Source organism: Paenibacillus sp. MAEPY2, from assembly GCF_000499205.1.
Classification (GTDB): Bacteria; Bacillota; Bacilli; order Paenibacillales; family Paenibacillaceae; genus Paenibacillus; species Paenibacillus vandeheii.
Genome location: NZ_AWUK01000041.1, coordinates 75,443 through 88,204, shown reverse-complemented (window position 1 = coordinate 88,204; position 12,762 = coordinate 75,443). Strand labels below are relative to the sequence as shown.

General features: G+C 47.0%; 11 protein-coding genes and 1 riboswitch. Of the genes, 9 read left to right on the top strand and 2 right to left on the bottom strand.

Annotated elements, in window-relative coordinates; all coding sequences use genetic code 11:
• Positions 1 to 177: 177 nt before the first annotated feature.
• Positions 178 to 726 (bottom strand): NADPH-dependent FMN reductase, encoded by a 549-nt coding sequence (locus P364_RS0129140; protein WP_024633554.1) that lies wholly within the window; start codon positions 724 to 726, stop codon positions 178 to 180.
• 242 nt (positions 727 to 968) lie between these two features.
• Between P364_RS0129140 and P364_RS0129135 the strand changes: the two genes are divergently transcribed.
• Positions 969 to 1,964 carry a ketoacyl-ACP synthase III gene (locus P364_RS0129135; protein ID WP_024633553.1) on the top strand — a complete coding sequence of 332 codons (996 nt, stop codon included), beginning with the start codon at positions 969 to 971 and terminating at the stop codon, positions 1,962 to 1,964.
• 256 nt (positions 1,965 to 2,220) lie between these two features.
• Here P364_RS0129135 and P364_RS0129130 read toward each other — a convergent pair whose 3' ends face one another.
• Positions 2,221 to 4,155, bottom strand: coding sequence for an amidase family protein (locus P364_RS0129130; protein WP_024633552.1), 1,935 nt, complete (start codon positions 4,153 to 4,155; stop codon positions 2,221 to 2,223).
• A 384-nt stretch (positions 4,156 to 4,539) separates the two neighbouring features.
• On the opposite strand from P364_RS0129130, the gene P364_RS0129125 reads away from it, so the two are divergent.
• The 8 genes from P364_RS0129125 (at position 4,540) to P364_RS0129090 (ending at position 12,627) form a co-directional block, all read left to right on the top strand.
• Positions 4,540 to 6,669: a DNA topoisomerase III gene (locus tag P364_RS0129125; protein ID WP_024633551.1), complete on the top strand. Its 2,130-nt coding sequence runs from the start codon at positions 4,540 to 4,542 to the stop codon at positions 6,667 to 6,669.
• Positions 6,670 to 6,816: 147 nt separating this feature from the next.
• Entirely contained in the window at positions 6,817 to 6,954 is a 138-nt protein-coding gene (locus P364_RS37915) for a hypothetical protein (RefSeq protein ID WP_173405256.1), read from the top strand.
• A 130-nt stretch (positions 6,955 to 7,084) separates the two neighbouring features.
• Entirely contained in the window at positions 7,085 to 7,348 is a 264-nt protein-coding gene (locus P364_RS0129115) for a DUF1294 domain-containing protein (protein WP_024633550.1), read from the top strand.
• Positions 7,349 to 7,535: 187 nt separating this feature from the next.
• The gene (locus P364_RS0129110; RefSeq protein WP_024633549.1) at positions 7,536 to 7,970 is read left to right on the top strand and encodes a universal stress protein; all 435 of its coding nucleotides are present in this window, start codon (positions 7,536 to 7,538) and stop codon (positions 7,968 to 7,970) included.
• A 271-nt stretch (positions 7,971 to 8,241) separates the two neighbouring features.
• Positions 8,242 to 8,343, top strand: a riboswitch (purine riboswitch).
• A 187-nt stretch (positions 8,344 to 8,530) separates the two neighbouring features.
• Positions 8,531 to 9,028, top strand: a complete 498-nt coding sequence (gene purE / locus P364_RS0129105; protein ID WP_024633548.1) for a 5-(carboxyamino)imidazole ribonucleotide mutase — start codon at positions 8,531 to 8,533, stop codon at positions 9,026 to 9,028.
• Positions 9,025 to 10,227, top strand: a complete 1,203-nt coding sequence (gene purK, locus P364_RS0129100) for a 5-(carboxyamino)imidazole ribonucleotide synthase (protein ID WP_024633547.1) — start codon at positions 9,025 to 9,027, stop codon at positions 10,225 to 10,227. Before purE ends, purK begins: the two co-directional genes overlap by 4 nt.
• Positions 10,224 to 11,522 carry an adenylosuccinate lyase gene (gene purB, locus P364_RS0129095; protein ID WP_024633546.1) on the top strand — a complete coding sequence of 433 codons (1,299 nt, stop codon included), beginning with the start codon at positions 10,224 to 10,226 and terminating at the stop codon, positions 11,520 to 11,522. The genes purK and purB overlap by 4 nt, the downstream gene beginning before the upstream one ends.
• 232 nt (positions 11,523 to 11,754) lie before the next feature.
• Complete coding sequence (locus P364_RS0129090) at positions 11,755 to 12,627, top strand: phosphoribosylaminoimidazolesuccinocarboxamide synthase (RefSeq protein WP_024633545.1); 873 nt, start codon at positions 11,755 to 11,757, stop codon at positions 12,625 to 12,627.
• Positions 12,628 to 12,762 lie beyond the last annotated feature (135 nt).

Genomic DNA, 12,762 nt, shown 5'->3' with positions numbered 1-12,762 from the left:
GGTTTTTATTTGTTTATAAGTAAAACTTGTTAAAAGCGAAATATCAAATAAAACCTTAACAGCCTGGTAAATAGCCAGGGCTGTTTTTTTATTTCAATTGATCTGAGTGTGTTAAATCTCTTTTAGGCTGTTCATTCCTTTATAGTGAGTTTATGAGGCAGCCTCTGTCTTGTGTATTCATTCATTGGTGCATGCATTCTCTAGGCGTAAAAGGGAGCTCTCCAGTGCATGCTGGGTCTCTGAATCAATGATGATTCCTTGTTTGTTCATTTTCAAAGTAATATGAGGAATGGTTAGGGAGGCATCATGTAAGATTTGTGCATTAATCATGTTTAACGTCAGCAATAGTGAAGCATGGGCTTTGTCACCACCCATGGGGCTTGGAGAAGCAGCGATGGCAATGGTGGGTTTATTGAGCCATTCTCCCGAAGAGACGATCCAATCTAATGCGTTTTTTAAGGCCCCAGGAACTCCGTTTCCATACTCCGGTGTGCAGATCAGAACTCCGTCCGAATGCCTCAGTTGGGCTCTCCAATTTTGCACGGATACAGGACCTTCCTCGACATCGAGGTCAGGGTTAAAATGCGGTAGATCGTTTAATCCTTTATATACTTCAAACTTAAGGTTAGGAGGAGCCAGCTTAATCATGGCATGCATTAGTAACGTATTAGAGGACTGGTTGCGCAGACTTCCGGAAATGGCAAGGATATTGAGTTCTTTCTTCAACGTAGCATCATCTCTATTCTTTAATAATGTAGGCGATTTGTTTATTTTCCTCCTGTAGGACTAGACTGTCTATAGAGAACGGTTTTAATTAAGGCATTCTTCATGTTAATTAAGAGATATCCACAATTCTTCATCAAAACTGCATGCGATCGTTTGAGTCATAATAAATATTTTTTAAAATTAGTACCAAGTACTAATACTTAGTGCTATAATGATAAAAAACAAAAGAGGTGATTACCGGTATGAATCAATCAATGGCAACCATTACGGCAATGGGTACGTATGTACCGGATCGAATATTAAGTAATGCTGATTTGGAGAAACTGGTCGATACGAGTGATGAATGGATTGTACAGCGTACAGGGATGAGAGAACGACGCATTGCAGCTGATGATCAGTTTGTGTCTGATCTGGCTACGAAGGCTGTAGAAGATATGATGCAGCGCTATAATGTTAGCGTAGAAGATGTGGATATGATTTTGGTTGCTACCAGCACACCTGAATATGCATTTCCCAGCACAGCATCCAGAGTACAGGCGAATCTTAACATTCCACATACGGGAGTGCTTGATTTGAATGCGGCATGTGCAGGGTTTACGTATGGATTGCAGCTGGCTGACAGCCTGGTAACGAGTGGCATGTATCATAAAGTGCTGGTTATTGGAGCGGAGACGTTGTCCAAGATTACCGATTACACAGACCGTACGACATGTGTATTGTTTGGAGACGGGGCAGGAGCATTTTTGGTAGAGAGAGCTGCCGGAAAAGGCGATTTTATAGCAGCGATCTCAGGTACGAGTGGAGAAGGAGGTATTCATCTCTATAAGAGTGGTCTATCTTCGGAGATGAATGGCGTACCTCTGCAGGGTGAGGGATGCCTTGTGCAGAATGGCAGAGAGATCTATAAATGGGCTGTAAGAACGATTCCTGAACAGTTAGGTAATCTTATAGCCAAAGCTGAGCTTAAACCGGAACAGATTGATTGGTTTGTTCCGCATAGTGCGAATCTAAGAATGATTGAAGCGGTATGTGAACGTGGTCCTATTTCGTTGGAACGTACTTTAACAAGTGTGGAGTATCGGGGAAATACCTCGGCGGCTTCGATTCCTCTTGCTTTACAGCTTGCAGTAGACGAAGGAAAATTAAAGCATGGGCAGCAGGTGGCCCTCTTTGGTTTTGGGGGTGGCCTGACTTACGCCGGTCTGGTGCTAAGATGGGGCGTACCGGATACCATTTAAACGTTTGAATATTAAGCCATTCTTCTTGAACTGAGATACAATCTCAAAAAAAGTACACCCCTTTCATGAACTCATGAAAAGGGTGTACTTTTAATGTGAGCAGATTGATTAAATTCAATAAAGCTGTTGCAATTCGAAAGTGATTAGCTTGGCAAGGGGAATACCTGATACCCCGCATAAAGTTAGATATTTAATATGATTACAGTAAGCAAGGTGGGTTATTTTGATCCACATCTTAATTAACCTCATTAAAGGTTTATGGCGCGAGCTTAGGTGCTTGGCGATGATGAGTTCCTTGCTCGTAGCTGTACGCCAGCTTGATCAGGGTTCCTTCGTCAAAGGCGCGTCCCAGGAATTCCATGCCTACAGGCAAACCGTCGGTAGTGAAACCGGCAGGAACTGTGATGGCCGGGAAGCCGGAGAATGGACTGAGTCGGTTGTTACCACCAGAATTCTGGCCTTCGCCAATGACACCAGCGGCTTGCGTAGAAGTAGGATAGATGATGGCATCCAGGTTGTTGTCTGCCATGACCTTCAACAAGGACTCACGTGTAACTTGGGTACGTTTCAGTACAATATCTTTGTACTCGGTTGTCTCCAGTGTTTCTCTTGCATCACGCGTCTTCATGGATTGTTCCTGTGATTTGTCGAACTGTCCGGACGCGATAATCTCCGACAGGCTGTGATATGGCGCATCTTCTCCCAAAGAATCGAGATAGTCATTCAGTTGGAATTTGAATTCATATCCGCTTAAGCTTGGATATTTATTGATTTCTGCCAGATTGGGGATGCTGATTGGAACTGCGTTAGCTCCCAACGATTGGAGTTCTACTACCGCGTTGTTAATCACGTCAGCAACGGCTTTTTCCTCGGCTTTGGTACTTGGAATGAGCTCGGTGGCCACACCGATCCGTGCACCCTTCAGTCCGTTTACATCCAGGAAGTCTGTATAGCTTGAGGGGATTTTGCCTACGGCATAGGCTGTAGCCACGTCGTTTTTGTCATAGCCAGCTGTAGCGTCCAGCATAATGGCGGCATCACTCACGGTACGAGCCATCGGGCCGCCTACATCCTGTGTTAATGCGAGAGGGATAATCCCTTCACGGCTGGACAGTCCGATCGTTGGACGAATACCCACGAGGCTGTTGAAGCTGGATGGAATGCGGATCGATCCGCCCGTGTCTGTGCCCAAGCCTGCAGCTGCAAAATTTGAGGCAATAGCAGCACCTGTTCCACCACTAGATCCGCCTGGATAGTGATCCAGCGCATAAGGGTTCAGTGTTTGTCCGCCCAGGGAGCTGGAGGTAGTAATGCCGAATGCGAATTCATGCAGATTAGTTTTTCCTAAAATAATGGCCCCTGCTGCTTTGAGCTTCTTCACTTGCTCAGCATCATGAGCAGGAACAGAATCCTTCAGACAGATACAGCCTGCGGTGGTAGGCATATCATTTGTGTCGAAGTTATCTTTAACTAGTACCGGAATACCGTGCAAAGGTCCACGAGGGCCTTGAGCTGCACGTTCTTCGTCCAAAGTTTCAGCGATTTTGAGAGCATCCGGGTTCAGCGTCAGGACTGCGTTAATGCTCACACCCTGATCATCGTATTTTTCAATGCGATCCAGATACTTCTGTACGAGTTCTTTGGATGTCAGCTTTCCTTGCGTCATGGCAGCCTGGAGATCCGTGATCGTTGCTTCCTCCAGAACAAATGGTTTTATGTAGTTATAAATGCGGTCTTTCAGAATGGCGACATCATTTTGTGTAAGTACAGCATTAGGAAGGAAGAGAGAGTCCGTGTATCCTTTCATCAATCCGGCGGTGTTCAGAGCACCAATGGCACCGGCAAAGCTTGCCTGATCCGGGACATCCTTGAAGGATTCCGCAGCAGACTCCAACTTCAGCCATGTTTGCAGGACTACCGCAGCGTCTTTACGCTGTACTGTTGTACCAGAAAGCTTGTCCATGGAAAAAGGAACACCTGCAAGTGTAGCCGCTTCTTCCATGGCTTGAACAAATGCCGTTGCAGTGACAGGAGCCTTACCAGCTGTTACGGCTGCAACCGTAGTTTTGCTCGAAGGCGTTGCCGCGGCGGCTGACGCCAATGGTACAGTTCCTCCCCATGTTGTGGCGATAACAGCCCCTGCCAATAACAATGCCCCACTTTTTTTCAATACAGATCCATGATAAGTCATGCATCCACGCTCCCTTCCTGTGTATCAATGATGTGTGTTAGCGAATCTGATATAGTTGCTTTTGTCACATTCTAAATAGATGTAAGGTATTCTTACAACACTCATATATATCCAAAAAAACGTATACATCCAGTACGTATGTGATACATGCTTCCAGATGCTCCTCATTCCATTCGCGGAAGAAACTTGTCGAAGGATATTGTGTAAAATAATCTGACATAAGAAGGGGGTTAAGTGTTAATTCATGAAACAAATCGTTTTTGGAAGCCAAAGCAAACCAATACTCTGAAATGATATAATAAAAGGATAGAAGTAGAAGAATGAACATAATCAACGATAGAAGCAAGAGAGTCGTAGGTTTCATTTAAGAAAGGAAGAGATTGAGTGAAAACATTGGTACTCGCAGAAAAACCATCTGTGGCACGCGAAATTGCCAGAGTGATGGGTGCGCGTGATAAACATAAAAGTTATATGGAAGGCCCGAAATATATCGTAACCTGGGCACTTGGACATCTTGTTGGGTTGGCTGAGCCGGAGGATTATGACAAAAAGTATGCAACGTGGAATTTGGAGGATCTGCCGATTCTGCCGGAACGTACCAAGCTGAAGGTGCTCAAAGAGACAAACCATCAATACAAAGCGGTTGCACAGCTGATGAAACGTCAGGATGTTGGTGAACTGGTTATTGCTACGGATGCGGCGCGAGAAGGAGAGCTGCTGGCCCGTTGGATTATGCAGATGGCCCAGTGGAAGAAACCATTCAAGCGGCTGTGGATATCATCCCAGACGGACAAGGCTATCAAAGATGGATTTGCAGCGCTGAAGCCAGGCAGCCAATTTGATCGACTTTATGAATCGGCCCGTTGTCGGGCAGAAGCAGATTGGATGATCGGACTTAACGTGACTCGGGCACTGACGGTTCGATTTAATGCGCAATTGTCAGCTGGACGAGTGCAGACCCCTACCCTCGGTATGATTATGGACAGGGAAAATGAGATCAACGGCTTCCGCTCGCAGGAGTACGAGACGTTAACGGCGGATGTTGGAGGTTTTCAGGCAGTGTGGCGGGCTGCAGGCGGTGATTCACGCATCTTTGATCCCCAAGAGACACAGGCATTGAAGAAACGGATAGAGGGTCGCAAGGGTACGATTGCCCAAGTGAAAAAAAGTGAAAAGGTTGAGCCGCATCCGCTGGCTTATGATCTGACGGAATTACAACGGGATGCCAACCGGAAATACGGTTTTTCCGCGAAGCAAACGTCCAATGTTCTGCAACGCCTGTATGAGCAGCACAAGCTGGTAACGTATCCACGTACAGATAGCCGTTATCTGACTTCAGATATGACAGGAACGTTGAAAGAGCGGTTGGATAGTGTAGCTATCGGACCTTATGCGTCTCTGGCCCGTCCTTTGCTGCGTAAAAATCTGAATATCACCAAACGTATCGTGGATGACAGCAAGGTAACCGATCACCACGCGATCATTCCAACAGAACAGACGGTTCTCCTCAATCAGTTGAATCCAGAGGAACGTAAGCTATACGATTTGATCGTTCGCCGATTCATCAGCTTGTTCTATCCGGCTGCGAAGTACGATTCTGTAGCGATCACCGTTCAGGTGGGGAATGATTCATTTTATGTAAAAGGAACAACGGTAAAAGAAAGTGGTTGGCGCGAAGTTTACGGCGGAGAGTATAGCGATGAGGATGATGATCGGACTGACGATTCTTCAGACCATGACCGTGCGCTTTTGCCAGACGTGCAGCAAGGACAGCCTGTGACGGTTCAACGTTGTCATATCAAAAGTGGACGGACGATGCCGCCCAAACGGTACACCGAAGCAGCTTTGCTTTCCCAAATGGAGAAGCATGGACTGGGCACTCCGGCTACACGCGCGGACATTATTGAGAAATTAGTCAGCTCTGACACAATCGATCGTCAAGGCAACAGCATGCATCCTACAGGAAAAGGGAAACAGCTGATTGAACTGGCGGCTCCGCAGCTTCGTTCACCTGAATTAACAGCCCGCTGGGAAGCCGAACTTGAACGGATCGCTCGTGGACAAGGAAAACCAGGGCCTTTCCTGGATAGCATCCGTTCGATGGCGAAAGAGCTTGTATCCACCGTAAAAGGCAGTAAAGCCGAGTATAAGCCGCATAATGTGTCTAATAGTCACTGCCCGGATTGTAATGCCCGTTTGTTGGAGAAGAAGGGTAAACGCGGGAAATTTCTTGTTTGTCCTACAGAAGATTGTGGATATCGTCGTTCGGCAGAGAAAAGACTGTCCAATCGTCGCTGCGCGCAATGTCACAAAAAGATGGAAATTAAAGAGGGTAAAGCAGGTTTGTACGTGCAATGTCTGCCTTGCGGCATCACGGAAACGTTGGATAAAGACAAGCAGCATGTGAACAAACGTGATCAGCAAAAGCTGGTTAAACAGTATGCCAAACAGGAATCGATCGGTTCCAATCTGGGAGATTTGCTGAAGGCGGCCATGGAGAAAAAAGGGGATTAGACGGCTCTTATTTTTAAGTGAAGAGATCCAATAGATTAACCTGCTGCATGTGGCAAGTCCGCAGAATGTGAATTGCCTGTTCTGGAACGATGTGCCGTATAAGAACCTCCTTTTTCAGGCAACGTAAGCCTAGGAGGTGATACGCAGATGCCGCATAACAAGCCAGAGAAAATTCACAACCAGCAAAATAATGATAGCATCCGGGAAGAGCATATCGCTGTACGCCCGGAGAAAGCAGCCAAAAGAGCACCCAATCTGAATGGTATTCCAAAACAGGAGTCCTAGGTTCGGGATGCATGTTTGTTTCCTTCTGAAATGATACGCGGTCCCTACCCTTGCGTTGAACATGTCTCTCTGGAGGTCTATAATGGAGATATAGGGAGATGTCCCGGGATAGGGGGACCGCTAAAAGTTTATGCAAACCGGATTGATACTTTGGTTTTTGTTTATTAATGTAGTTGGTTACCTGGTGATGTCAGATGACAAGAAACGTGCACAACGACGTCGAGACCGTACACCTGAACGAACGCTGTTCCTGCTGGCCTTTATTGGAGGGGCGTTGGGAGTATGGGTCGCCATGTATCGTAAACGTCACAAGACCAAACATCCCAGCTTCACAATCGGCATCCCGTTGTTGTTATTTCTCAATGCGGTTATCTACGGTTATTTTCTGCAATGATGTGGTGCGATAAATATGGATGCTATTCTGCTCGCTTTATGAATAAGTTATTATAATTATGTAAATTGTTTCGTATGATTGATTCGTTTTGGTCCTGGTGCGTTTAAGGACTTACATGGTTCTTGTAATATTTTAGACCGAAGATGGCTTCGACTGTTCTACATATAAAGGAAGGGAAGGGATTTACATGTTATTCTCCAAAATATTAGTGGCCTATGATGGTTCCAAAGCTTCAAATAAAGCACTTGATCGTGCGATTGAGTTAGCCAAAGTTTCTCCGGGCGCTGTACTGGATGTTATTCATGCTTTTGACTTTCCGCGTGTATTCATCGGGGAAGGATTGGCACCATTGCCGCCTTCATTGAATAATGATTACTATAATCTGGCGGTGCAAACGACAGATGAGGCGAAAGAGCGGATACAGGCTGCTGGTGTCACAGCGAATGTGGATCTGATCCAGGGGGCTGCTGCCGAGGTCCTTCTCGATTACGCCAAAGAGAACGGATCGGACATCATCATTATTGGTAGCCGTGGTCTTGGTGGAATCCGAGAATTTGTCTTGGGCAGTGTCAGTCACAACGTGGTGCAGCATGCACAGGTTCCGGTACTAATTGTGAAATAATTATAGAATGTGTGTGTGCACATGAAAGAGCAAGAGCCGGCTGTCTTCGATGGGATGAAGAGGGGCCGGCTTTCTTTTTTGGAATAAAAGGGATGGAGTTGCTCCAAATGATCGGTAATTTCCGAACATTAATTTTGTCAATATGTTAAATGTTCGTCTTTAAGTTGACATTAGCTGTAGGGGATTGTTAGAATGTTAGATGTGTCGATCAGTTATAGTTAAGGTCGAGTAGGTTCGAAAGATGTGGAATCTTTAATATTATTGAATTCATTTGTTGAAATAGATATTTGCTCGTATAACGCCGGGAATAGGGCCCGGAAGTATCTACCCGGGAACCGTAAATTTCCGGACTACGAGGAGATACGGCTGAGAGTCGCATGAAGTCAGATGCGGACAGCAAGCCCACTTTGGCATGCCCAAATGCGGGATACGTATTTCTTGGAGTCCGGTGTCCGGAGAAAATGTGATGTTTTCGCGGGTAGCGGATTTTTCTCATTTCACAATTAAACGAGAAGCAACAGGGTTAAACCAAAACGCTCAGACGGGAGTTGGATGTATTCATGTCAGTGCTGGTAGCTGTGATTATGGGCAGTAAGTCGGATTGGGAAACGATGAGGCATGCTTGTGAGGTGCTGGACGAGCTAGAGATTGGGTATGAAAAAAAGGTCGTATCCGCGCATCGCACGCCAGATTTGATGTTTGAATACGCGGAGCAAGCGATTGACCGCGGATTCAAGGTTATCATTGCAGGTGCGGGTGGGGCGGCACATCTGCCCGGTATGGTCGCTTCCAAAACGATGCTTCCGGTCATTGGAGTGCCCGTGCAATCCAAGGCGCTAAACGGTCTCGATTCCTTGCTGTCTATTGTGCAGATGCCTGGTGGAATTCCCGTCGCAACCGTAGCGATTGGCAAGGCAGGTGCAACGAATGCCGGATTGCTTGCGGCTCAGATCATCGGTGCTTTTGACCAGGATATCCAACGTCGCAGTGAAGCCCGTAGAGAGCGAATCAAACAAGAAGTGCTCGAAAGTAGTCTCGAAAGTAGTGATGAACTATGAGTCATACGGGAGTTCAATCCGGATCAGCGGGACAATTACAGCGTGTCATGCTCCCAGGTGAAACAACCATTGGTATTCTCGGGGGTGGGCAGCTTGGACGGATGCTGACGTTGGCCGGAACAGCGATGGGTTATCGATTTGTTACTCTGGATCCTGCTGCAGACGCTCCATGTGGACAAGTTGCCCGTCAGATTGAAGCAGGGTATGACGACGTGGCGGCTGCGCTCGAACTGGCCCGGCAGTGTGACGTAATTACCTATGAGTTCGAGAATGTAGATGCCGATGTTGCTTCTCTTCTGGAACGGGAATCCTATGTGCCGCAAGGAAGTGCGCTGCTGTACACAACCCAGCATCGTTTGCGCGAAAAACGTGCAATCGAAGCGGCGGGCGTACGCGTTGCTCCTTATCGTGAGATTACAAGTAAAGATACGATGCAAGCGGCAGTAAGTGAGCTTGGTGTTCCTTGTGTACTGAAGACGGTGACTGGTGGATACGACGGGAAGGGTCAACGCGTTATTCGAGAAGCAAATCAGGCGGTGGCTACTTATGAAGAACTCGCAGCTACCGGTGCGGAACTGGTGTTGGAGCAATTTATCAAGTTTGACTGCGAGATTTCAGTTGTTGTTGCACGGAGTACCAATGGGGAGATTAAGACGTTCCCGCCTGCCGAGAACATTCATGTGAACAACATTTTGCATACTTCGATCGTACCGGCAAGAGTACCTACCGATATTCAGATTGAAGCGCAGAAGTTGGCAGCAGCCGTGGCACAATCGATGCAGGCTGTGGGCTTGCTCGCAGTGGAACTGTTCGTTGCGGCGGATGGAAGACTATATGTGAATGAGCTGGCTCCAAGGCCGCACAATTCGGGACATTATACAATGGAGGCCTGTGCGACTTCACAATTCGAACAGCATATCCGTGCCGTTTGCGGATTACCGCTTGGAGATACTTCATTATTAAGCCCGGTTGTTATGGTCAATGTGCTTGGAGAACATCTGGAAGGAATCATTGCAAGAACGGGTCAGCATGACGCGGATGCGATGGAACTTGGTGTCATCCCCAAGCTTCATATATATGGTAAAACCGAAGCGAAGACAGGACGGAAGATGGGGCATGTTAATCTGCTCTGTCAGGATGTCGAAGAAGGATTACAATGGGTTGAACAAACTAATCTTTGGAGGAATACAAATTTATGATCGAACGTTATAGCAGACCCGAAATGAGAGCCATCTGGACGGAGGAAAATAAATTCAAGTCATGGCTGGAAGTTGAAATTTGTGCATGTGAAGCATGGGCGGAGCTTGGAGTCATTCCTAAGGAAGAAGCAGCATTGCTTCGTCAGAACGCTTCTTTTGACATCGATCGCATTTACGAGATTGAACAGGAAACACGTCATGACGTGATTGCTTTTACACGTACGGTATCTGAAAGTCTGGGTGCAGAGCGGAAATGGGTGCACTACGGTCTGACTTCCACGGATGTCGTTGATACAGCTCTGGGATATGTATTGCGTCAGGCAAATGAAATCTTGGAACGCGATATTGTGAATTTCATCGAAATTTTACGCGAAAAAGCGCTGACTTATCAGCACACGCCAATGATGGGACGTACACATGGGGTACATGCGGAGCCAACGACGTTTGGCCTGAAAATGGCTCTATGGCATGAAGAAATGAAACGGAACCTGGAGCGTTTCCGTCATGCAGCAGACAATGTACAATACGGCAAAATCTCTGGAGCAGTCGGCACATACGCGAACATTGATCCGTTTGTTGAAGAGTTTGTATGTGAGAAGCTGGGTACGAAGCCTGCCCCAATCTCGACTCAAACGCTGCAACGTGACCGTCATGCAGAATACATGGCTACACTGGCATTGATTGCAACATCTCTGGACAAGTTCGCTACAGAAGTACGTGCGCTGCAAAAGAGTGAATTCCGTGAAGTAGAAGAAGCATTTGCGAAAGGTCAAAAAGGATCTTCGGCAATGCCGCACAAACGTAACCCAATCGGCAGTGAAAATATCTCCGGTCTGTCCCGCGTCATTCGCGGACATATGGTATCGGCTTACGAGAACGTAACACTGTGGCACGAGCGTGATATCTCCCACTCTTCCGTAGAGCGTATCATCCTGCCGGATGCAACTATGCTGCTAAACTACATGCTGAACCGTTTCGGTAACATCGTGAAGAACCTGACCGTTTTCCCTGAAAATATGAAACGCAACATGGAGCGCACCTTCGGCGTACCATTCTCCGGCCGAGTGTTGACCAAGCTGATTGACAAAGGTTTCAGCCGCGAGCAGGCATATGATACCGTTCAACCACGTGCGATGCAGGCCTGGGAAGAACAACGCCAGTTCCAGGATATCGTGAGATCCACACCGGAAATTACTGAAGTGCTGAGCGAAGAGGAAATCGCAGATGCGTTCAACCCATCATGGCACCTGAAGCATGTGGATACCATCTTCAAAAAACTCGGCTTGAACGACTAATAATTTAATAAGGCTATAGCGCAGAATGATGGGTTTGCAGGGAACGCAGAGGACAGAAATAAGCTGAAGAAGCGAAGCGTTCGCCTTTATCCCCGGATTTTCACTTTGAAAAAGTGGAATCAAAAAATCTGGGGATAACAGCGATCGGAAGATTGTTCTGTCAGCGGAGTGGAGTCCGCACCATCAGGATTCTGTCCTAAGCCTTACATCTCCTGAAAGAAGGTGAGCCTCCATGGCACTGTCCACTGCGGCAGATCTCGTTAAAGCTCCTTTGTTATATAAGGGAAAAGTACGTGAGTTGTATGATCTGGGTGAACATTTTCTCATCGTGGTTACGGACCGGATTTCGGCGTTTGACTACGTGCTGGACCCAGCCGTTCCTGAGAAGGGCAATGTGCTTAATAAACTGAGCAGCTTCTGGTTTGAACTGACAGGCGATATGATGGACAACCACGTGGTGCATAAGGATGTAAACCAACTGGGCGATATCATCACCGACCCTGCACTGCTTAAAGACCGCATCATGGTGACCCGCAAAGCCGAGCGCATTGATATTGAATGTGTGGTGCGCGGCTACATTACGGGAGGCGGATGGAGACAATATGAGAAAAGCGGAGAAGTTAACGGCATCAAGCTGCCGGATGGACTTCGCAAAAACGCCAAGCTCGATGTTCCCATCTTCACCCCGGCTGCCAAAAACGATGTCGGTCACGATGAAGACATCCCGATGGATCGAATGAAAGAAATTGTAGGAGATGCTCTGGCGATTGAGCTTCAGGAAAAAAGCCTGCGTCTGTATGAATACGCTCGCGAATATTGTGATCAGCGCGGAATTATCCTCGCAGACTGCAAGTTCGAATTCGGCATGGTTGATGGCAAAGTCATCTTGATTGACGAGATATTCACTCCGGACGCTTCGCGCTTCTGGGCCAAAGAGAATTACGCACTCGACATTGAGATCGACAGCATGGATAAAGAGCCGGTACGCACCTATCTTTTAGGTAGCGATTGGGACAAGAACAGTAAACCTGACCCGCTGCCACAAGAGGTTGTGGAGGCAACAACCGCAAGATACGTCGATATTTATAACCGTTTAACAAAGTAATAAGTTTGAGTAAGGGACGTTTGAGTGAAGGCTACGGGAAAGTTTGGCTTTCGATCGTTGTTGCCCCCGGAATGTTTTGGTTGGAATCCTTTTTTCAAAAGGAAACATTCCGGTTGCAAAGGCGAACGCTTTCGC